At 30.1% G+C, this 22625-nt stretch carries 16 protein-coding genes and 4 tRNA genes; 15 read left to right on the forward strand and 5 right to left on the reverse strand.

Annotation, left to right across the window (positions count from 1 at the left end; all coding sequences use genetic code 11):
• Nucleotides 1-94 precede the first annotated feature (94 nt).
• Nucleotides 95-1387, forward strand: a complete 1293-nt coding sequence (locus H9W90_RS02090) for a DUF2851 family protein (protein ID WP_367890064.1) — start codon at nt 95-97, stop codon at nt 1385-1387.
• Nucleotides 1388-1389: 2 nt separating this feature from the next.
• Here the strand turns inward: H9W90_RS02090 and H9W90_RS02095 are convergent, their stop codons facing one another.
• From H9W90_RS02095 to uvrA, 5 genes are all read right to left on the reverse strand, one after another.
• Nucleotides 1390-3813, reverse strand: a complete 2424-nt coding sequence (locus H9W90_RS02095) for a zinc-dependent metalloprotease (RefSeq protein WP_187482829.1) — start codon at nt 3811-3813, stop codon at nt 1390-1392.
• Between the two features lie 135 nt (nt 3814-3948).
• Nucleotides 3949-6405: an alpha-ketoacid dehydrogenase subunit alpha/beta gene (locus H9W90_RS02100; protein WP_187482830.1), complete on the reverse strand. Its 2457-nt coding sequence runs from the start codon at nt 6403-6405 to the stop codon at nt 3949-3951.
• A gap of 164 nt (nt 6406-6569) precedes the next feature.
• On the reverse strand, nt 6570-9383 hold the full coding sequence (locus H9W90_RS02105) for a gluzincin family metallopeptidase (RefSeq protein ID WP_254712517.1): 2814 nt from the start codon (nt 9381-9383) through the stop codon (nt 6570-6572).
• Between the two features lie 14 nt (nt 9384-9397).
• Nucleotides 9398-10105, reverse strand: coding sequence for an LOG family protein (locus H9W90_RS02110; protein WP_187482831.1), 708 nt, complete (start codon nt 10103-10105; stop codon nt 9398-9400).
• A 49-nt stretch (nt 10106-10154) separates the two neighbouring features.
• Complete coding sequence (gene uvrA, locus H9W90_RS02115) at nt 10155-12977, reverse strand: excinuclease ABC subunit UvrA (RefSeq protein WP_187482832.1); 2823 nt, start codon at nt 12975-12977, stop codon at nt 10155-10157.
• 173 nt (nt 12978-13150) lie between these two features.
• Between uvrA and H9W90_RS02120 the strand changes: the two genes are divergently transcribed.
• The 14 genes from H9W90_RS02120 to tuf all read left to right on the forward strand — a co-directional run bounded on the left by H9W90_RS02120 (nt 13151) and on the right by tuf (nt 22597).
• The gene (locus H9W90_RS02120; protein WP_187482833.1) at nt 13151-13369 is read left to right on the forward strand and encodes a PspC domain-containing protein; all 219 of its coding nucleotides are present in this window, start codon (nt 13151-13153) and stop codon (nt 13367-13369) included.
• A gap of 3 nt (nt 13370-13372) precedes the next feature.
• Complete coding sequence (locus H9W90_RS02125; RefSeq protein ID WP_187482834.1) at nt 13373-14371, forward strand: potassium channel family protein; 999 nt, start codon at nt 13373-13375, stop codon at nt 14369-14371.
• Nucleotide 14372: 1 nt separating this feature from the next.
• Complete coding sequence (locus H9W90_RS02130) at nt 14373-15272, forward strand: SDR family oxidoreductase (protein ID WP_187482835.1); 900 nt, start codon at nt 14373-14375, stop codon at nt 15270-15272.
• An 86-nt stretch (nt 15273-15358) separates the two neighbouring features.
• Nucleotides 15359-16963 carry an alanine/glycine:cation symporter family protein gene (locus H9W90_RS02135; protein WP_187482836.1) on the forward strand — a complete coding sequence of 535 codons (1605 nt, stop codon included), beginning with the start codon at nt 15359-15361 and terminating at the stop codon, nt 16961-16963.
• Between the two features lie 9 nt (nt 16964-16972).
• Nucleotides 16973-17881, forward strand: a complete 909-nt coding sequence (locus H9W90_RS02140) for a helix-hairpin-helix domain-containing protein (protein ID WP_187482837.1) — start codon at nt 16973-16975, stop codon at nt 17879-17881.
• A gap of 20 nt (nt 17882-17901) precedes the next feature.
• The gene (locus tag H9W90_RS02145) at nt 17902-19068 is read left to right on the forward strand and encodes an acyl-CoA dehydrogenase family protein (RefSeq protein ID WP_187482838.1); all 1167 of its coding nucleotides are present in this window, start codon (nt 17902-17904) and stop codon (nt 19066-19068) included.
• Between the two features lie 304 nt (nt 19069-19372).
• The gene (gene rpsU / locus H9W90_RS02150; RefSeq protein WP_026777225.1) at nt 19373-19570 is read left to right on the forward strand and encodes a 30S ribosomal protein S21; all 198 of its coding nucleotides are present in this window, start codon (nt 19373-19375) and stop codon (nt 19568-19570) included.
• A 103-nt stretch (nt 19571-19673) separates the two neighbouring features.
• Entirely contained in the window at nt 19674-20561 is an 888-nt protein-coding gene (locus H9W90_RS02155; RefSeq protein WP_254712518.1) for a tyrosine-type recombinase/integrase, read from the forward strand.
• A 3-nt stretch (nt 20562-20564) separates the two neighbouring features.
• On the forward strand, nt 20565-20873 hold the full coding sequence (gene hpf, locus H9W90_RS02160; protein WP_187482839.1) for a ribosome hibernation-promoting factor, HPF/YfiA family: 309 nt from the start codon (nt 20565-20567) through the stop codon (nt 20871-20873).
• A gap of 104 nt (nt 20874-20977) precedes the next feature.
• Nucleotides 20978-21051, forward strand: a tRNA-Thr gene (locus tag H9W90_RS02165).
• Between the two features lie 41 nt (nt 21052-21092).
• Nucleotides 21093-21174 (forward strand) — tRNA-Tyr (locus H9W90_RS02170).
• 13 nt (nt 21175-21187) lie between these two features.
• A tRNA-Gly gene (locus H9W90_RS02175) sits at nt 21188-21260 on the forward strand.
• Between the two features lie 15 nt (nt 21261-21275).
• Nucleotides 21276-21348 (forward strand) — tRNA-Thr (locus tag H9W90_RS02180).
• A gap of 61 nt (nt 21349-21409) precedes the next feature.
• On the forward strand, nt 21410-22597 hold the full coding sequence (gene tuf / locus H9W90_RS02185) for an elongation factor Tu (protein ID WP_187482840.1): 1188 nt from the start codon (nt 21410-21412) through the stop codon (nt 22595-22597).
• The last annotated feature ends 28 nt before the right edge of the window (nt 22598-22625 follow it).

The following is a 22625-nucleotide window of genomic DNA, read 5'->3' on the forward strand; positions in this document are numbered from 1 at the left end:
CTATTTTCTATTGCAAAAATACTCGATTTATATTCATTTGTAAACCTATTTCAATTATTAAAATTGATGAAGTCATCAAATAATTTTTTGTACATTGAAATCAAAAAAAGCTATGAATGAAGATTTTCTGCATTATGTATGGAAATACAAATTGTTTTCTAAAGGAGATTTAAAAACAACTAGTAATGAGGTTTTAACTATTCTAAAATCAGGTATTCACAATAAAAATTCGGGGCCAGATTTTTTGAATTCAGAATTAAAAATTGATGATCAAGTTTGGATTGGAAATGTGGAAATTCATACAAAATCTTCTGATTGGTATTTGCACAACCATGAAATTGACACAAATTACGATGCAGTAATTTTACATGTTGTTTGGGAAGATGATGCAACTATTTACATGAAAAATAACAAAGCATTACCAACTTTAATTTTAAAAAATTTGGTAGACAAAGCTGTATTTACAAATTATCAACAATTATTTTCTAAAGAACAACGTTGGATTCCTTGCCAATCGGAAATAGCAAACGTAGATCGTTTTGTATTTGATAATTGGAAAGAGCGATTGTTTTTTGATCGGTTAGAAAGGAAATCTAATGTAATAAAAAAGAGTTTAAAAGTTGAAAATGATAATTATGAAGCAGTTTTATTTCAGTTATTAGCAAAGAATTTTGGATTAAAAGTAAATGGAGAATCTTTTTTAAGGTTGGCAAAATCTGTTGATTTTTCTATAATTAGAAAATGTAGTTTTAATGAGAAACAACTTTCTGCACTGTTGTTTGGGCAAGCAGGTTTTTTTGAAGTGGAATTTGAAGAAGAATATCATCAAGAATTAAAAGAAGAATATAAGTATTTAAAGCATAAATATAACTTGAAGCCTATTGCGAATTCTGAATTTTCTTTCTTTAGAATGCGACCAAATAATTTTCCTACAATAAGAATTGCGCAACTTATTGCTTTGTTTGTTAAACATCAAAATTTATTTTCTAAACTAATGATTGTTAAAAACCTAGAAGGTTTTTATAAGCTATTTTCTGTTGATGTTTATCCATTTTGGAAAACACATTATAGTTTTGAAAAAGAGTCTAAATCTTCAGCTAAAAAATTAACAAAATCGTTTGTAGATTTATTAATTATAAATACAATAATTCCCTTGAAATTTTTATATAAGAAGAGTAGGGAAGTAGTATATGAAGATGAATTTTTAGACTTGTTAAGAAATATTAAGTCAGAGAAAAATAGCATTATTTCTAAATTTTCTGAACTTAAAATAATATCTAAAAATGCTTTTGATACGCAGGCTTTATTGGAACTTAAAAACAACTATTGCGCACCAAAACGTTGTTTAGAGTGCGCAATAGGAAAAACTATTTTAAAAAGAAAATAGAATTAATTTTTAGGGTTTAAAATGTTGTTAACTAACACTAAAGCGTCTTTGTAATGATATTTTGTAATTCTGTTTACAGCTCTTTTGCTTGCAGTATTTAATTGATATTTTAAAGTCTCTAATTCTCCTCTTACAATAGATGAAATATCTGTGTTTTTTGCAAGATCATCATTCATTAAAATACTCATTTTTTCAATAAATGATTTTTGAAGGTTTCTTCTTTGTATATCTACATTTTTTGTTGAATTGGTTTCAGAAAAAATTCCTCTTCGTAAATCGCGAACCATATCTGAAGCACTATAAAATTCATCTTTAATTACTTCGGTTTCAATCATTCTGTTAAGCGTTCGATAGTTTAACAACATAGAAAGACCTCTATCTTGATAACGACCTAACTTACTTGTATAACCTGTTTCATCAATTTTATTTAAAATGTTTTTATCTAGTAACCAATCTTGAGTTTCAAAAACGTTTTTTAGCATCCAGTTTAAAGATTCTTTTTGTTTTATTTTAGATACAGGAACATATACATCTCCAGATTGTTCGGGCTTTTTGTTGAATTCGTAAACACCACCAATATTTCCAGCCACATGCCCTATGTATCTACCCCAAACACTTAATAGCTCACCATATAACTCATCTAAATCATCGTAATTGTTAGTTTGATTAGAGGTCCAGTTTGGTAAATTTTTGGCAACAATTTTTAAGTTTTTAATTCCGTAAGAACTAGATTTTACTTGGTCATTTCCAATTCCTTCAGTTTGAGCAGAAGGATCAAAACGTTGTCCGCCAAATCTATAAATAGGATTGTCTGCCTTCTCTGAAATCCATTTATTTAAAGTTATAACTTCATCTTCAGGTTTGTTTACATTTTGTATTTTTCTGTAACCCCAATTAATTGAATAATGATCATAAGGACCTAATTGTCTAATAAAACGAATATTTTTGTCTCCAGGTTGTGCTACATAATTATATCTGGCATAATCCATAATTGTAGCAGCAATACCATTCTTTTGAGTAAAACTTCCAGAACGTAGCGAATCTGTAGGGTATGCAAAACTTGCAGCCATATTATGTGGCAAACCTAAAGCATGTCCAACTTCATGAGCAATTACCATTCTCATCATATCTCCAATTTCATCATCTGGAGTGTCTAAAGTTCTGGCAGAAGGATTTGCAGCACCAGTTTCTAATAAATATCTGTTTCTGTAGGATCTTAAATGATTGTGGTACCAAATAATATCACTTTCTAAAATTTCTCCAGATCTTGGGTCAGAAACACTTGGTCCCATTGCATTTCTTGTGGTACTTGCAACATATCTAATAGAAGAATAACGTACGTCTTCCATGCTAAATTCTGGATCTTCTTCTTTAGTTGGAGGCATTTTTGCCATTATTGCATTTTTAAAACCTGCCGTTTCAAAAACTTTTTGCCAATCATCTACACCTTGCTTAATGTATTTTCTCAATTTTTTAGGAGTAGCAGGATCTAGATAATAAATAATAGGCTTTTTGGGTTCTACTAATTCACCTCTGTTATAAGCGGCTTCATCTTTTGGTTCCAATCTCCAACGTCTAATATATCTTTTGTCATCTGCTTTTAATGCTTCTGAACTATAATCTACATTACCTAAAGAAAAATACCCAACTCTTTCATCATAAATCCTTGGCATCATTGGATTTTCTGGTAACAAAATCATAGATTGATTGATACGTATTGTAATGGTATTTGTACTTCTATTACTTGGTGGTGCATCTGCTTCAAAAGTAAAATCTTGAACAACTTCTATGTTTTTTGGATAACTTTTAATGCTATTTATAAAACTTCTAGAAGCATCTAATCTTCTTACTTTATAGTTTTTTCTAAAGAAAGATGGCAAACCTGTAATAGCTTTTACATCTGTAGAGAAGAGTTTTGTAACATCAACTAAAACAGCTGTAGAATCTGCATTTTGAGATTTTATATCGAAAGCATAAATAATTGGTTCTAAGTTATTTGCTCTTACAGACTTGTAGATTGGTAAAGAGTCGTTTGCAACTGCATTATAAGATTTTACTTTTAGTAAGATTCTATTTTTAAACTGTTCCCAAACAATAACTTGTGTATTAATTTTTGAACCAGCATTTACATAACCTCCTCCTAATCCAGCAGGAATGTCTTTGATTCTTGTAACCAATAACATTTCTTTTCCAAAAAAAGATTTTGGTATTTCATATAAGAATGAATCTTTGTTTTCATGAACTTTAAAAAGTCCTTCGTAAGTTTTTGTATCGTCTTTTACAAAATCGGAATATTTTGGAGTTTTATTTTTGGTATCTTTTGAAATGCTTTGATCTGATTTGTTTTTAGATTTTTTCCTTTGGGCTTGGTTTTCTAGAGGTAATACTAAAACTAATAGCAGTGTTAATAAAAGTAGTTTTTTCATAATTGAAGTTGGTTGTTAAATAAGCTCACTAAATTATTAAAAACTAGTGAGGATAGTTCTTATAGTTGTGTTAAAATAAAAGTCCTAAAATTATAAATTTCAGGACTTTTATTAATACTTTTTTCAGATGTTTATTTAGTAAAGGCTTCTGTATTTTGTTGGATTAAATTCATGCATTATATCATAAATTTTTTCAAAAATATCTTCCGCAGAAGGTTTAGAGAAATAATCTCCATCTGTACCATAAGCAGGTCTGTGTGCTTTGGCTGTTAAGGTAGCTGGTTTGCTATCTAAATATTCATATCCGTTTTGTTTTTCTAAAATTTCTTGTAAAATATATGCAGACGCTCCTCCTGGAACATCTTCATCTATAACCAGTAATTTATTTGTTTTTGCTAAACTTTTTACACAATCGCTATTTAAATCGAAAGGCAATAAGCTTTGTGCATCTATAATTTCTATATCTATACCAACTTGTAATAAATCTTTGGCTGTTTCTTCTACAATTCTTAAGGTAGAACCATAAGAAACTACAGTTAAATCTGTTCCTTCTTTTACTGTCTCTACAATACCAATTGGTGTTTTAAACTGACCTAAATTTATAGGTAACTCTTCTTTTAATCTATAACCATTTAAGCATTCTATAACAATAGCTGGTTCATCTCCTTCTAATAAAGTATTATAAAAACCTGCAGCTTTGGTCATGTTTCTTGGAACTAAAACGTGCATTCCACGTACGTTATTTATAATTCCACCCATTGGAGAACCTGCATGCCAAATTCCTTCTAATCTGTGTCCTCTAGTTCTAACAATTAATGGAGCTTTTTGTTTTCCGCAAGTTCTGTAATGAAGTGTTGCTAAATCATCACTCATAATTTGAAGCGCATACAACAAGTAATCTAAATATTGTATTTCTGCAATAGGTCTTAAACCACGCATTGCTAAACCAATACCTTGTCCTATTATAGTTGCTTCTCTAATTCCGGTGTCAGAAATTCTAATGTCTCCATATTTTTCTTGTAATCCTTCTAAACCTTGGTTCACATCTCCAATATAACCAGCATCTTCACCAAAAATTAGCACATCTGAGTGCTTTTTTAAGATTGCATCGAAATTATCTCTCATGATAATTCTAGCATCAACTAAATTTTTTTCTTGAGCGTAAACTGGCTTTTCTTCAAAAACATTTATTGCGCTTAAGCTACTTTCACTTAATAAATAAGAAGAGTATTTGTTGGCAGCATCATTAATTGTTGATTTTATGAAATTTTGAAGTTCAATTTTTTCTGCAAAACTTTCGTCTTTTAAATAACGTAAAGCTTTTCTTGTTGCAATTAAAATATCTTTTCTAATTGGTTCTACAATTTTTTCTAAATCACTTTTATATTTTGTAATAAATGCTCCATTTTTACTATTGGCAGCAACTCTTTCTAATAATTTTACAGCTACTGTAAGTTCAGCTTTTATTTCATTAGTGTAAGCATTCCAAGCATTTCTTTTAGCTGTAGTTACAATTTTCTTTGCCTCTTTTTCTAATAAAATAATTTCTTCTTCAGAATCTACAAAACGTAATGTTTCTCCGTTTTCGTTTTCCAATTCAAAATCTAAAATCCATTTTCTCATTTTGGTAATACAATCATGGTCTTTTTCCCATACCAATCTATCTTTACCTTTATATCTCTCATGCGAGCCAGAAGTAGAATGACCTTGAGGTTGTGTTAATTCTTTTACATGAATTAAAACAGGAACATGCTCTTCTCTAGCTATTTTTGATGCTTTGTTGTAAGTATCTATTAATTGTACATAATCCCAACCATTAACAACAAAAATTTCATATCCATTTTTTTCATTATCTCGTTGAAATCCTTTTAAAATTTCTGAAATACTTTCTTTAGTGGTTTGATGTTTAGCGTGAACGGAAATTCCATATTCATCATCCCAAACATTCATTACCATTGGTACTTGTAAAACTCCTGCAGCATTTATGGTTTCAAAAAACAAACCTTCACTTGTGCTTGCATTACCAATTGTTCCCCAAGCTACCTCATTTCCTTTAATTGAGAAATTAGATTTATGCTGAACACTTTTTTCGTTTCTATATATTTTTGAGGCTTGAGCTAAACCTAATAAACGAGGCATTTGACCAGCAGTTGGAGAAATATCTGCACTAGAATTGTACTGTTCTGTTAGGTTTTTCCAGCTTCCATCATCATTTAAACTATGAGTTGCAAAATGACCACCCATTTGTCTTCCAGCAGACATTGGCTCTAATTCTATATTTGTATGTGCATATAAACCAGCAAAAAATTGTTGAGCACTTAACTCACCAATTGCCATCATAAAAGTTTGATCTCTATAATAACCAGATCTAAAATCTCCTTTTTTAAAGGCTTTTGCCATGGCTAATTGTGGCACTTCTTTACCATCACCAAAAATACCAAACTTTGCTTTCCCAGTAAGAACTTCTCTTCTTCCTAATAAACTACATTCTCTACTAATTTTAGCAATTTTGTAGTCGTTTAAAACTTCCGCTTTAAAATCTTTAAATGAAAGCTCTTTTTTGGAATCATTGATAAGTGTTTTTTGCGACATTTTTATAGGTTTAGGCTTTTGCAAAGGTAGTTTTTTTAGTTGATATTTAAAAATATTTTAATTCATTGAGAATTTATCAATAAAAAACCATAATAACTTATTTTTATTGCGAATTTTATAAAGTAAATATTCGTTTTTAGTTATGTTTTTAATTGCAAATTAGATTATAAAAAACCGCGTCTAATAAAATTGTAAATAGAGTTAATATCCGTGGTAAGTGTAAACCTTATTTTTTCTGGATATGCATTTTGTGAAACTTCCCAACCATTATTAGAGTAGAAAGGAAAATATACTTCAAAAATATTATGGACAAAGTTTAAACGAATTCCGTTTTCATAACCGAAAAATATTGGTTCATTTCTGTTTTTTAAGAAAGCAACACCATTATAGGCTTCTACCCAGCGCCAAATTCCGATACTAGAATTGAAAGAAATCATGTATTGATTTGCAAACCTTGTAGGTAAAACAGACTTAAAACCACCCTCAGTAATAATAAATTGCTGGCTAAAAAAACCTGTAGATTCTGACCTCCCAAAATAATTTAGTTGAAACAAATAGTCGTTACTTCTGTCTAAACCAAAGCTAAAATAATCTCCTTCTGATTTATTGCTCAAAAAAGCACCTGCAAAAAATCTAAAATCTAATTGTGTGTCTGAAGTTGTTAATGTTCTAAACCGAACATCTACTGCTGCTTTAGAAAAGTTTTTTGCCAACTCTGTACTAAAACTGTATCTTAATTCTTTAATAATATCTGGTTTACTGTAATTATAGCTCAAGCTAAAAACACTGTAATTATCTTGTGGTGTTTTATTCGCTAAAACAGCAACTTCTTTATCTATATGAACCAATTTAGCTCTTATAGATTCTAAACTTGTTTCTCTTAAAGATTTTCTTTTAAAAATAATATCTACATACGGAATAAAAGATTTATAGGATAAATTAGGAGCATAGTCGGATGTGCTGCCTGCAACCCCATAAGCAATTTTGTAAATTTTTGTTTTTTCGAAAAATTGATTGTACAATACTGAAAAACTACCTACAACAGAACCGCTTTTAGTAGCGTAGGCAGGAGCTAATTTAAATTCTAAATTTCTTTTTATTAAAGGCTTGTTGTGCAGTTTTACACCCAAAATTAATCCGTTATAAAAATTGTAATCGAAATTTGGTTGGTAGAATAATTGATTATAAGTAGGTTCTGCAACATCCTTAAAAAAAGTAAATTTTACAGGTTTGTTAAATATCTTTTTTTGAAGACTTTTAGAATTATCTAATGTATTGTATTCAGGATATAGGTTTTCATAGTTTAAAACCAGTTTGTCAAAATCACCTTTTTTAATTTTTATAGTTTTTGTTGTATCAACATTAACAACCCATTTTTTTAATTTTATTTCTTTATCTTTTAGAGCATAAAGTGCAACAGGTGTGGTTATGTTTCTTTTATTTTTAATAGTTACTTCTAGACTATCATTTAAGGAAACAATTTCATCAATTGTGTAATCTATTTTTTTATTTGAGTTTATAAAATCGCTAAAAAACCAGTCTAAATCTTTGGGCGTTTTAGAAGAAATAATTTCATTAAATTTATGACTAGTGATAATTTTTAATTGATTATTCTGATAGAAATCTTTAATAGATTCATTTAAAATACTATCTCCTACAAAACCTTTTAAATATCTAAAACCTAATCCAGCTTTATATTTGCTAACAATTTTTCTGTTAAAATTAGATAAAGAATCTATAGAGGTTGTTAGTGCTTGATCTAAAAATTTACGAGCTGTAAACCTGTAAATAAAAGGGTATTTGTCATTAAATTCTAATTTAGAAATATTAAACCTTTTTAAAAACCAAGAATTAGAAGCTTTACCCAAAAGTTTCATTTCTGGATAAAATGTTTCTACATATTCTATTAATAAATAATTTTGAATTCCATCTAAAAGCCAATAATCTTTTCTTTTGTTAAGCAAAATGGTATTTTCTATGTATCTTTTTGTGAGAGCTTTAAACATGGTTATGTCCCATTCAAAAACATCAGAAAAAGGACTTAAAAAACTTGGTAATTGATTTAAACCATAGATTGGGTTTTTACGCTGTGTAGCTTTGTCTATATAAATATTTACATGCGGGTATTTACCTAAATATTTCTCGATAAATAAAAGTTCTCTGTTTAAAATATCTGTAGATAATTTAGTGTCTATTTCTTTAGAAAAAACATCTGTATGAACATTAATGTTTTTTGTTTTAAATGTCTTTAATTGAGGTTCATTGTGGATACCTAAAATAATATCAGTTTTATTTTTACCTACTAAATAGTAACTATTTAATTGTTCTTTTTTAGTTTCATATTGGTACAAATTGCTTTCTACAATGTATTCTTTAGGAACATTAATTTCTATTTTAAAATCAGTTCCTTTTTCATACAAATCGTCAACATTCAAGTTGCTCATTAACTGCCATCCATTTTGATAAATGGCTGGTGTTAAGTACCAAAAACGAAGGTTGTAACCTTTTTTAGTTCTACCATAACCTGTAAATCTTGCATCTGGAACTTTAACAGTATAGGTAATGTGTATTTTTGCACTTTCTTTTGGTTTTAAAGGAGTGTTTAAAAATATCTCTAAAATATCTGCTTGGTTTTTTAGCTCTTTAAATGCTGCTTTATCATAATTTACAGAAAGGTTTTTTACTTTAGAAAAACCTAAATCTTCTTCTTTAGCAAAGTATAAATCTTTATTAAAGTCTTCTATAAATCTTTTACAAAGTGGGGTTTTTCTATCTCTAAAGCTATTGGGCCAATTGTGTAAATAAATACTATTAAAAATACTGTCTGTGGTATTGTAATAAACAATTTCTTGCTGAATTAATAACTCGTCTTTATCTACATTTAAGGTCGATTTTATGTTGATAGAATTTTGTTGAGCAAAACCTAAACATGAAATTAAACTATAGAAAAATGCGATGTAAAAACGAGTCTTTAACAAGATCTTAATTTTATTTAGAAGTTAGGTTTTAACTGGTATTTAGAATAGAATTTATTAAGGTGTTCTATAGCTTCATCTGCAGTATCTACAACTCTAAATAAGTTTAAGTCTTTTTCGCTAATGTTTCCTTCTTCAATAAGAGTGTTTTTTATCCAATCTAATAAACCACCCCAAAACTTTTTACCTACTAACACAATTGGGAAACGTCCAATTTTATTAGTTTGTATTAAAGTGATTGCTTCAAAAAGTTCGTCCATTGTACCAAAACCTCCTGGCATTACAATAAAACCTTGCGAATATTTTACAAACATTACTTTTCTAACGAAAAAATAATCGAACTCTAGATTTTTGTCTTTGTCAATCCATGGATTGTCATGTTGTTCAAAAGGTAATTCTATGTTTAAACCAACAGAAGTTCCCTTTCCTCTATGAGCACCTTTGTTTCCTGCTTCCATAATACCAGGTCCACCACCAGTAATTACTCCAAAACCATTTTGAGTTAATTTAAACGCAACTTCTTCTGCTAATTTATAATACGGATCTCCTGGTTTTGTTCTTGCAGAACCAAAAATAGAAACACATGGGCCAATTTTACTTAATTTTTCATATCCTTCTACAAACTCTGCCATTATTTTAAAAATAGCCCAAGAATCGTTTGTTTTAATTTCGTTCCAAGTTTTTGTTTGTAATTTTTCTTTTATTTTTCTATCGTCATTTGTCATAATCTGTAATTTTAAAATTTTTGATGCTTTTTTAAAAAAGAAAAGCTTGCTAAATTAATTCTTTTTTCAAAAACTTGGCTGTATAACTCGTTTTATGTTTAGAAACTTCTTCTGGTGTTCCTGTACATAAAATTTTTCCACCTTTTTTTCCACCTTCCATACCAACATCTATAATGTAATCTGCCAATTTTACTACATCTAAATTGTGTTCTATAATTAAGACAGTATTACCTTTGTTAGCAAGTTTATTTAGAACTTCCATTAAAACTCGAATATCTTCAAAATGAAGCCCAGTTGTAGGTTCATCTAAAATATAAAATGTATTTCCTGTGTCTCTTTTAGATAATTCTGCAGCTAGTTTTATTCTTTGCGCTTCTCCACCAGAAAGTGTGGTAGATTGTTGCCCAAGTGTAATATAACCCAAACCAACATCTTTTATTGTTTTAAGTTTCCTATGAATTTTAGGAATGTTTTCAAAGAAATCAGTTGCGTCTTCAATCGTCATATTTAAAATGTCTGAAATAGATTTTCCTTTATAACGAATTTCTAAAGTTTCTCTATTGAAACGTTTTCCTTGGCAAGTTTCACATTCTACATGAACGTCTGGTAAAAAGTTCATTTCTATGACACGAACTCCTCCACCTTGGCAAGTCTCGCAACGTCCGCCTTTTACATTAAAAGAAAAGCGCCCAGGTTTATAGCCACGAATTGCAGCTTCTGGAGTTTTTGCAAATAAACTTCTAATTTCATCAAAAGTTTTGGTATAGGTTGCTGGGTTAGAACGTGGTGTTCTTCCAATTGGAGATTGGTCAATATCAATAACTTTATCTACATTTTCTAAACCTTCAATTTTCTTGTAAGGCATTGGTTTTTTAACTCCTCTATAAATATGAGCATTTAAAATTGGGTATAAAGTTTCGTTTATTAATGTTGATTTTCCACTTCCGGAAACTCCTGTTACACAGATCATTTTTCCTAAAGGAAATTCAACAGAAACATTTTTTAAATTATTACCTGTAGCGCCTTTTAGTTTGATGAATTTTCCATTTCCTTCACGACGTTTTTTAGGAACTGCTATTTCTTTTCTTCCTGTTAAATAATCTGCAGTTAAAGTTTTTTGTTTTTTTAATTCTTCAAAAGTTCCAGCAGAAACAATTTCTCCTCCATGTCTACCAGCTCCAGGGCCAATATCAAAGACAAAGTCTGCGTGTTCCATCATATCTTTGTCATGTTCTACAACTAAAACAGAGTTTCCGATATCGCGTAATTTTACTAAAGAATCTATTAGTTTTTGATTGTCTCGTTGATGTAAACCAATACTTGGTTCATCCAAAATATATAAAACACCAACTAATTGAGAACCAATTTGTGTTGCCAAACGAATTCTTTGCGCTTCACCACCAGAGAGCGATTTTGACGTTCTATCTAACGTTAAATAATCTAAACCTACATCTAACAAAAACTGAATACGAGTGCGAATTTCTTTTAATATTTCTGAAGCAATTATCAATTGTTTTTCTGATAAATCTTTCTCAATATTTTTGAACCATTTAGCTAATTCAGTAACATCTAATTGTGCTAAATCACTAATATTTTTATCAGTAATTTTAAAGTGTAAAGCCTCCTTTTTTAAACGTTTTCCGTTACAAGTAGAACAAGTAACTTCGTCCATAAAACCTTTTGCCCATCTTTTTATTGATGTGCTTTCTGCGTTGTTATATTGGCTATCTATAAAAGCTATAATACCTTCAAAATCTATTTTATAATTTCTAGTAACACCAACAGTTTTAGATTCTATTTCAAAAGATTCATTTCCACCATTTAAAATGATTTCTAAAGCTTCTTTCGGAATTTTATTTATTGGATCTATGAGTTTAAACTTATAGCGTTCTGCAATATTTTGAAGCTGTTTAAAAATCCAACTATTTTTTTCTTCTCCTAAAGGAACAATTCCTCCATTTTTAATAGAAATACTATCATCTGGAATTACTTTTTTTAAGTTGATTTCATTGGTAATTCCTAAACCATTACAAGAATTACAAGCGCCTTTTGGCGAGTTAAAAGAAAATGTGTTTGGTTCTGGATTTGGATATGCAATACCTGTTGTTGGACACATTAATTCTCGACTAAAATATCTTGGATTATTATCTTCAACATCAATAACCATCATAATGTTATTACCAGAATATAATGCAGTTTTTATGGTTTCGTCTAACCTTTTTTCTGATGATTCGTTTATTGCCAATCTATCAATTACAACCTCAATATCATGAGTTTTGTAACGATCTAATTTCATTCCTTTTTCAATTTCTTGAATCTTTCCATCAACTCTAACTCGTAAAAAACCTTGTTTAGAAATTTGTTCGAAAAGTTCTCGATAATGTCCTTTTCTCGATTTAATTAATGGCGCTAAAACGGCTATTTTTTTATCAGCAAAATCAGTTAAAATAAGCTCTTTTATTTGCTCATCAGAATAACTTACCATTTTTTCATTGGTGTTGTAAGAGTAAGCATCTGCTGCTCTTGCAAATAATAATCGTAAGAAATCGTAAATTTCTGTAATTGTACCAACTGTAGAACGCGGACTTTTATTAGTCGTTTTTTGTTCAATAGAAATTACTGGAGAAAGTCCGTCAATTTTATCAACATCTGGTCTTTCTAATCCACCTAAAAATTGACGAGCATATGCAGAAAACGTTTCAATATAACGTCTTTGTCCTTCCGCATAAATAGTGTCAAATGCTAAAGAAGATTTTCCGCTTCCGCTTAAACCAGTTATTACAACTAATTTTTCACGAGGTATTTTTACATCAATATTTTTTAAATTATGGACTCTTGCTCCGTAAACTTCTATATATTCTTGGTCTTTCAAACGTGCTTATTTTATCGAAAAACGCAAAGTTAATCAATACAATTTTAATTTAAGCGAGTTTGTAACAACCTTTAATAATGTTTTTTAAAACTTCATTTTCTTTAAAACGCGTAATAAATTCCTGTAAAAAAAGCACATAAAATAGTATCTTGCCATATATTTTAATAAGAATAATGAATACTATTAGACATTTTTTTGAAAGAAATGGTTTTGGCGTTTTCTCTAGGTTGGCAGATAGGCTTGGTATGAGAGCTGTAAATGTGCGTTTATTTTTTATTTATGTAACTTTTTTTACAGTTGGTTTGTCATTTGGTTTGTATTTAACAATGGCTTTTTTATTAAAATTAAAAGATATGATTTACACCAAAAGAAGCTCTGTTTTTGATTTATAGTTTATGAGAATTTTAGAATCGAAAATTAATAAAATACTTTTATTAGTTGTCTCAATTATGGCAATTGGTACTCTTGGTTACATATTTTTGTCGCATTATTCTTTTATAGATGCGTTGTATATGACTGTAATTACAGTTACTACAGTTGGTTTTGGGGAGCTGCGCCCTTTTTCGCCAGAAGAAAAAGTTTTTACAATATTTTTAATTCTAACAAGTATAACTGTTTTTGGATATGCAGTTTCTGCATTTTCAGAATATTTGGTAAGTGGTAAATTATTTGAACATTTTAAACATAAAAAAGTGGAAAAGCAAATAGCAAGATTAAAAGGACACACTATTATTTGTGGTTATGGAAGAAATGGAAAACAAGCAATTTTAAAATTAAATAACTATAATGTAGATTTTGTTGTTGTTGAGAAGGATAAAGAAATGATTGAGGTTATAGAAGCAGAAGGATTGTTAAATATTCAAGGAGATGCAACTTTAGACGAAACATTAATAAATGCAGGAATTGAGGAAGCAGCTAATTTAATTACAGCTTTACCTTCTGATGCAGATAATTTATTTGTAGTACTTACAGCAAGTCAATTAAATCCAAAATGTAGAGTAATTAGTAGAGCTTCTAACGAATCTTCTTACAGTAAATTAAAAATTGCAGGAGCAGATAATGTAATTATGCCAGACAAATTAGGTGGAAATCACATGGCATCCCTAGTAACAACACCAGATGTTATAGAATTTGTAGACAGATTAACAATAGAAGGAGAAACTACTGCAAATTTAGAAGAAATAGCAGTTGATGATTTACCTAAAAAGTATTTAAATAAAACCATTTTAGATTTAGATTTAAGAAGACAAACAGGTTGTACGGTTATTGGCTATAAAAATCCTGATAAAGAGTATGTTATAAATCCTGAAGCAGATATTAAACTAATTGAAGGTTCTCATTTAATAGTTTTAGGAAGACCAGAACAAATTATAAAATTAAGAGAATTATTTTAGAATGATAAAAGTAGTTATTACAGGAAGTAACGGATTATTAGGGCAATCTTTATTGAATTTATTACTTCAAGAAAAAGAAATATATCAAGTTTATGGTTTCTCAAGAGGAGAAAATAGAAGCGGAAGAGAAGATTTTAACTACATTTCTATTGATATTACTAAAGAAGAATCTTTCAAAGAAGAACTTTTACAAGTAAAACCAGATTTTATTATAAATACAGCAGCAATGACAAATGTTGATGCGTGTGAAAATAATAAACAAGAATGTGATGCTTTAAATATTGATGTAGTAAAAACGTTAGTAAAAGTTTCTGAAGAGATAAATACACATATTATTCATATTTCCACAGATTTTATTTTTGATGGTAAAAAAGGATATTATAAAGAAACAGACACTCCAAATCCGTTAAGTTATTATGGATTATCTAAATTGAAATCTGAAGAAGTTCTAACCAATTCTAGGATTGATTTTACAGTTTTAAGAACCATTTTGGTTTATGGAAAAGTGTTTGATATGAGCAGAAGTAATATTGTACTTTGGGTGAAACAAATGTTGGAAGACAAAAAAGAGATTAATATTGTAGACGATCAATATAGAACACCAACTTATGTAGAAGATTTAGCAATAGCATGCAAGATTTCTATGGATAAAAAAGCAATTGGAATTTTTAATATTTCGTCCAATACATTATTAAGTGTTTATGAAATTGCGCAACAAATTGCAGATACATTTGGTTTAGATAAAAGTTTTATAAAACCAATATCAACATCAACATTAAACCAGACAGCGCCAAGACCAGCAAAAACAGGTTTCAATTTATCAAAAACCAATAATGAATTAAATTTTTATCCTAAATCATTTAAAGAAGATCTTTTAATTTTCAAGGAAACTTTATCATAAAATTAGTTTTAACTCTCAAAACTTGCCAAAAGAGCATTTTTTTATGATATTGCGAGCTACTAATTAAAAAACTAATCAAATATATTATGAAGAAAAAACTTCTATCACTGTTATTTTTAGCAGTACCATTATTAACATTTGCACAAGAAAAAGGTTTAGACCAAAAAATTGACGAAGCATTTGGTAACGCAACAGGATGGTTTGTGGATATTATATTTTATCAAATACCATTTTCAGAGAACGTTAGTATTTATTGGGTTTTATTTCCGCTTATTTTAGGAGCTTTATATTTTACATTTTACTTCAATTTTATTAATTTCAAAGGTTTTTTTACATCAATAAATATCGTTAGAGGTAAGTATGATGAATTAGAAGGTAATGGTAAAAAAGGCGTTGAGGTTTCAGATAATGTTTCTAAAACAGATGGAGGTGATAACCCAGATACAATTAGAGTAGAAGGTCATCAAGGAGAAGTTTCTCATTTCCAAGCATTAACAGCGGCTTTATCAGCAACAGTTGGTTTAGGTAACATTGCTGGTGTTGCAATAGCAGTTTCTATTGGTGGAGCAGGAGCAACTTTTTGGATGATAGTTGCCGGGTTTTTAGGAATGGCTTCTAAATTTGTAGAATGTACTTTAGGTGTAAAATATAGAGATATTGAAGCAGACGGAACTGTGTATGGAGGTCCAATGTATTATCTAACAAAAGGATTAAAAAATAAAACTTTAGGTAAAGTTTTAGCAGCTTTATTTGCAGTATTTGTAATTGGAGGTTCTTTTGGTGGAGGTAACATGTTTCAAGTAAATCAAGCTTTTCAACTAGTTGAGAATATTACAACTCCAATAGGAGGAGAATCTTTTTTACATGGTAAAGGATGGGCGTTTGGTTTAGTTATGGCAATTCTTGTTGGAATTGTAATTATTGGAGGAATAAAAAAAATAGCGAAAGTAACAGATAAAATAGTTCCTTTTATGGTGGCAATTTATGTAGCTGCATCGTTATTTGTGATTTTTGCAAATTATGACATGATTGGAGATGCATTTGCTCAAATTTTTAACGGAGCATTTAGTCCAGAAGGAATTGCTGGTGGAGCAGTTGGTGTTTTAGTGCAAGGATTTAGAAGAGCAGCTTTCTCAAACGAAGCTGGTATTGGTTCTGCTTCTATTGCGCATTCAGCAGTAAAAACAAAATATGCAGCAAGTGAAGGTATGGTTGCTTTATTAGAGCCTTTTATCGATACAGTTGTAGTTTGTACTATGACAGCTTTAGTCTTAATTATTACAGGAAATGTAACAGCGGAAAACGCTTCTTTAAATGATGCTCAAGCAATTTTATTAACTTCAGGTGCATTCGAATCAGCAATTTCTTGGTTCCCTTATGTGTTAACTGTTGCGGTTGTATTATTTGCATTTAGTTCTATGATTTCTTGGTCTTACTATGGTTTTCAAGGTTGGGCTTACTTATTTGGTAGATCTAAAAAAATGGAATATGCTTACAAAGTAATTTTTTGTGTATTTGTGGTAATTGGTGCAGCAGCTAGTTTAGGCTCTGTAATTGGTTTCTCTGACGCAATGGTTTTTGCAATGATGGTACCAAACATGATTGGTCTTATCCTTTTAGCTCCAAAAGTAAAAGAAGAATTAAAGAAATACATGGATGCTATAAAAGCTGACAAGGCAGAAAAAGCATAAAATTTAATTATGAACATATTTAAATCCCATTTCTGGTATAATAAAAGCCAAAGGAATGGGATTTTCTTTTTAATAATACTCATAGTATTATTCCAAGTTGCTATCTTTTTCGATGTGTTTTCTTCTAATGATAAAATCGTTTTAGAGAACCCAGAAATTTTAGCTTTTCAATCTGAAATAGATAGTTTAAAGAAAGTTGAATTTGAAAATAGAAAACCAAAAATCTATCCTTTCAACCCAAATTATATTACAGATTATAAAGGTGGACAGTTAGGAATGTCTTTAAGTGAAATAGATAGATTATTAGCATTTAGAAAAACGAATAAGTTTGTCAATTCCAAAAAAGAATTTCAGCAAATAACGAAAGTTTCAGATAGTTTGTTGAATAAAATTTCTCCATATTTTAAATTCCCAGATTGGGTTGTAAAACGGAATCTAGAATTAGAAAGACAAAACTCTAATAAGCATATATTAAAAAATAAACAATCTACTGTAGAAGTGCCAATAAATAGAGTTTCTACAGCAGATATTAATAAAGCAACAATTATAGATTTACAATCTATAGACGGAGTAGGAGACAGGTTATCAGAAAGAATTATAAAATACAGAACAAAATTGCATGGTTTTTCTTTGAATAGTCAATTGTATGAAGTTTGGGGTTTAGACAAACAAATTGCGAATAAAATTTTGTCAAATTTTAAAATTTTAGAAAAACCAATTATTAAAAAAGAAAATATTAACACTATTGAATTTAAACAATTACTTAAGAATCCTTACATAAATTATAATTTATGTGTTAAAATTTTTAATTATAGAGACGAAGTTGCTGAACTTCAAGATATTTCCGAATTAAAAAATATCGAAGGTTTTCCGTTAGATAAATATGAGAGAATAGTCTTATATTTGATGGCAGAATAAACAACTCAAACTAGTGCTACATGAATAGTATGTATTTTACCGAAGAACACGAAGCTTTTCGTGCAAGTTTTAAAGAATTTTTGAAAAAAGAAGTAGTACCTCACATAGAAAAGTGGGAGAAAACAGGAACTATAGAACGTTTCATTTGGAAAAAGTTTGGAGAAATGGGGTACTTTGGTTTAAATACTCCAGAAGAATTTGGTGGAATGGGGTTAGACCTTTTTTACACAGTAATTTTTTTAGAAGAATTACAGAAAGTAAATTCTGGAGGATTTGCAGCAGCAATGTGGGCACACGAATATTTAGCAATGACACACCTTAATAAAGAAGGTGACGATTTTATCAAAAATAAATATTTAGTACCAAGTGTAGAAGGAGATATGATTGGTTGTTTGTGTATCACAGAACCTTTTGGTGGGTCAGATGTTGCAGGAATGCGTTCAACAGCAATAAAGCAAGGAGATAAATACATTTTAAATGGTTCAAAAACGTTTATTACAAACGGAATTTATTCAGACTATTTAATTGTTGCTGCAAAAACAGATCCTACAGACAAGTATAAAGGAATTAGTATTTTTGTTGTAGATAGAGATGCAAAAGGAGTTTCTGCAACTAAATTAGATAAATTAGGTTGGAGAGCTTCAGATACAGGAGAAATTGCATTCGATAATGTAGAAATTCCAGCTTCAAACTTAATGGGAGAAGAAGGGAAAGGTTTTCCATATATTATGCAACATTTCGCTTTAGAGCGTTTAATTATGGGAATTAACGCACACGCAAGAGCAGAATACGCAGTAGAATATGCAATTGGTTACATGCAAGAACGTGTTGCTTTTGGTAAATCTTTAGATAGGTTTCAAGTTTTAAGGCACAAAATTGCTGAAATGGCAAGTAGAGTAGATATGTGTAAAGAATATAATTACTCAATTACAAAGAGATTAAATGACGGTCAATATGTTGTAAAAGAAGCGAGTATGTCAAAGATGCTGTCAACAAAAATGGCAGATGAAGTAATTTATGATGCGTTACAAATGTTGGGCGGTTATGGTTATATGGAAGATTATCCAATGGCACGTTTATTAAGAGATAGTAGATTAGGGCCAATTGGAGGAGGAACTTCAGAAATCTTAAAAGAGATTATAGCTAAAATGGTAATTGATAACAAAGAGTATAAGCCAGCTACTTAATTTTTAAAACTCAAAAATATCCTACAAGAATTCAAACACCTGTAGGATATTATATTTTGATTAAGAAATAACTGTAAACTCATTTTGGGCGTTCCCTAAAAAGGTCGGGCTTTACGTTATATCTTTTTCATAAAAAAAAAAGGATACCACTTCAATCCCTAACGCAAATTCAGAATGTGAAAATAATTTACTTTTTAGAATTGTCAATTCATAATTTGTAATTACATTTGCAGTCCAAAAAATAAATCAAATAGTTTAAATACTATTCAAAATATAAAGATACTATGAAGGGAGGTGCCAACTTATGTTAATTATACCTATTAAAGAAGGAGAAAATATAGATAGAGCTTTAAAACGTTACAAACGAAAATTTGATCGTACGAAGACAATGAAGAACTTACGTAATAGAAAGAACTTCACAAAACCTTCTGTAGCAAAAAGAGCTCAAAGAATTAAAGCTTCTTATGTACAAAGATTAAGAACACAAGAAGAAGTAGGTTAGAAATAACTTGTTTTTCTGAAATAATTAACTCGTAATACAATATGTATTACGAGTTTTTTTGTGCAATTTTTTGTAGTTTTACTATAAAATAATACCACACAATTTGATTGATTCTTTTTTAGAATACTTGTCTTTAGAGAAAAAATATTCAGTACATACTATTACTGCATATAAGAACGATCTAATTTCGTTTAGAGATTTTGTTCAAACTGAATATGAACAAGTAGATTTATTACAAGTTCACTATTCGCAAATAAGAAGCTGGATTGTAAGCTTGGTAAATGTAGAAACATCTAACAGAACCATAAATAGAAAAATAAGTTCTTTAAAATCTTTCTACAAGTTTTTACAAAAGACAAAACAAATTGAAGGAAACCCTCTAGCTAAACACAAAGCTTTAAAAGTTGCAAAAAAAGTTCAAGTTCCTTTTTCTTCCAAAGAAATAAATTCTGTAATAAGTAATATAAGTTTAGAAGACGATTTTGTTTCAGTTAGAAATAAATTAATTGTAGAATTATTTTATTCAACAGGTATAAGAAGAACTGAACTTATAAACATAAAAGAACATCAAATTAGCTTTTCAGATAAAACCATAAAAGTTCTCGGTAAAAGAAACAAAGAGCGATTTGCGCCTTTGTTGGATTCGGTTTTAGAAACACTAAAAAAATATGTAGAGCTAAAGAAAGAATATTCAAGAGGTTTAGAAGAATTATTCATAACAGAAAAAGGAAATAAAATTTACGAAACACTTGTCTACAGAATTATAAATTCTTACTTTAGTGAAGTCTCATCAAAGGTTAAAAAGAGTCCTCATATTTTAAGGCATTCTTTTGCAACACACCTATTAAATGAAGGGGCTGATTTAAATTCGGTTAAAGAATTGCTAGGGCATTCTTCTTTAGCTTCAACGCAAGTCTATACACATAATAGTCTTGATGCAATAAAAAAAGTGTATAACCAAGCTCACCCTAGGAGCAACAAAAAAGTATGATTTATGAAAGTATTCACACAGTCAGTTAATTTTAATGCAGATAATGAGTTAATTAAATTTGTAGAAAAAAAGGTAGAATCTTTGGTTAAGTATCATGATAAGATAGTAGATGCAGAGGTTTTTTTAAAAGTTCAAAATACCAGTGATAAAGAAAATAAAATAACAGAAATTAAAATAAATATACCTGGAAGTGAATTAATTGTAAAAAGAGAAACAAAAACCTTTGAAGAAGGTGTAAATGCGGCTGTAGACAATTTAAAAAGGCAGTTAAAAAGATCAAAAGAGAAGCATAGAGATTCTTTAACTTCATAAAGTGAAAAAAAAGTAAAAAAAAAACAAAAAAAGTTTTAGAATATAAAAAAACTTTATACATTTGCAATCCGTTAGAAATAGCGGGTTGTTTTTTTGAAACAAAAGCCGATGTAGCTCAGCTGGCTAGAGCAGCTGATTTGTAATCAGCAGGTCGTGGGTTCGAGTCCCTCCATCGGCTCAAAAAAAACAAAAATAAGTTCATTAAAATAGTAAATTAAAGGGGAGATACTCAAGCGGCCAACGAGGACGGACTGTAACTCCGTTGACTACGTCTTCGCAGGTTCGAATCCTGCTCTCCCCACAATTTACATATTGCGAAAGTAGCTCAGTTGGTAGAGCGTCAGCCTTCCAAGCTGAATGTCGCCGGTTCGAACCCGGTCTTTCGCTCAAAATTATCAACAAGCCGGTGTAGCTCAGTTGGTAGAGCGCATCCTTGGTAGGGATGAGGTCGTGGGTTCAAATCCCATCGCTGGCTCATTTAATACGTATTATTAGACACTAAATATATTTAAACTAAGAATTAAAAATCAATAATTATGGCAAAAGGAACTTTTGACCGTTCGAAACCACACTTAAACATTGGTACTATCGGACACGTAGATCACGGTAAAACAACTTTAACTGCGGCTATTACTAAAGTATTAGCTGATGCAGGATTCTCTGAAGCTAGATCTTTTGATCAGATTGATAATGCTCCGGAAGAAAAAGAAAGAGGTATTACAATTAACACTTCTCATGTAGAGTATCAAACAGCAAATCGTCACTATGCACACGTTGACTGTCCAGGTCACGCGGATTATGTAAAGAACATGGTTACTGGTGCTGCTCAAATGGATGGAGCTATTTTAGTGGTTGCGGCTACTGATGGTCCAATGCCACAAACAAGAGAGCATATATTATTAGGTCGTCAGGTTGGTATTCCACGTATCGTTGTTTTCTTAAACAAGGTTGATATGGTTGACGATGAAGAACTTTTAGAATTGGTAGATATGGAAGTTAGAGAATTATTATCTTTCTATGAGTATGATGGAGATAATGGTCCTGTAGTTTCAGGTTCTGCTTTAGGAGCATTAAATGGTGAGCAAAAATGGGTTGATACTGTGTTAGAATTAATGGCGCAAGTTGATGCTTGGATTGAAGAGCCTTTAAGAGAGGTTGATAAAGATTTCTTAATGCCAGTTGAGGACGTATTTTCAATTACTGGTCGTGGAACTGTAGCTACAGGTCGTATCGAAACAGGTATTGCTAATACTGGAGATGTTGTTGATATTATTGGTATGGGTGCTGAAAAAATGACATCTACTATTACTGGTATCGAAATGTTCCGTCAAATTTTAGATAGAGGTGAGGCTGGAGATAATGCAGGTATCTTATTAAGAGGTATTGCAAAAGAAGATATCAAAAGAGGAATGGTAATCTGTAAGCCAGGTTCTGTAACTCCACATGCTAAATTTAAGGCTGAGGTTTATATCCTTAAAAAAGAAGAAGGTGGACGTCATACTCCATTCCATAACAACTATCGTCCACAGTTCTATGTAAGAACTACAGATGTAACAGGTACAATTAATTTACCTTCAGGAGTTGAAATGGTAATGCCAGGTGATAACTTAACAATTACTGTAGACTTAATTCAAGCAATTGCATTAAATGTTGGTTTACGTTTTGCAATCCGTGAGGGTGGTAGAACTGTAGGAGCAGGTCAGGTAACTGAATTATTAGATTAATATTACATTAATTTTTTAATTGATAAAC

It is taken from the genome of Polaribacter pectinis (genome assembly GCF_014352875.1).
Taxonomy (GTDB): Bacteria; Bacteroidota; Bacteroidia; order Flavobacteriales; family Flavobacteriaceae; genus Polaribacter; species Polaribacter pectinis.

Excerpts from the sequence above, each read along its gene's own strand:
- H9W90_RS02095 (WP_187482829.1), bottom strand. The coding sequence starts at position 3,813 with ATGAAAAAACTACTTTTATTAACACTGCTATTAGTTTTAGTATTACCT.
- H9W90_RS02100 (WP_187482830.1), bottom strand. The coding sequence starts at position 6,405 with ATGTCGCAAAAAACACTTATCAATGATTCCAAAAAAGAGCTTTCATTT.
- H9W90_RS02110 (WP_187482831.1), bottom strand. The coding sequence starts at position 10,105 with ATGACAAATGACGATAGAAAAATAAAAGAAAAATTACAAACAAAAACT.
- H9W90_RS02120 (WP_187482833.1), top strand. The coding sequence starts at position 13,151 with ATGAATACTATTAGACATTTTTTTGAAAGAAATGGTTTTGGCGTTTTC.
- H9W90_RS02125 (WP_187482834.1), top strand. The coding sequence starts at position 13,373 with ATGAGAATTTTAGAATCGAAAATTAATAAAATACTTTTATTAGTTGTC.
- H9W90_RS02130 (WP_187482835.1), top strand. The coding sequence starts at position 14,373 with ATGATAAAAGTAGTTATTACAGGAAGTAACGGATTATTAGGGCAATCT.
- H9W90_RS02135 (WP_187482836.1), top strand. The coding sequence starts at position 15,359 with ATGAAGAAAAAACTTCTATCACTGTTATTTTTAGCAGTACCATTATTA.
- H9W90_RS02140 (WP_187482837.1), top strand. The coding sequence starts at position 16,973 with ATGAACATATTTAAATCCCATTTCTGGTATAATAAAAGCCAAAGGAAT.
- H9W90_RS02145 (WP_187482838.1), top strand. The coding sequence starts at position 17,902 with ATGAATAGTATGTATTTTACCGAAGAACACGAAGCTTTTCGTGCAAGT.
- rpsU (WP_026777225.1), top strand. The coding sequence starts at position 19,373 with ATGTTAATTATACCTATTAAAGAAGGAGAAAATATAGATAGAGCTTTA.
- hpf (WP_187482839.1), top strand. The coding sequence starts at position 20,565 with ATGAAAGTATTCACACAGTCAGTTAATTTTAATGCAGATAATGAGTTA.
- tuf (WP_187482840.1), top strand. The coding sequence starts at position 21,410 with ATGGCAAAAGGAACTTTTGACCGTTCGAAACCACACTTAAACATTGGT.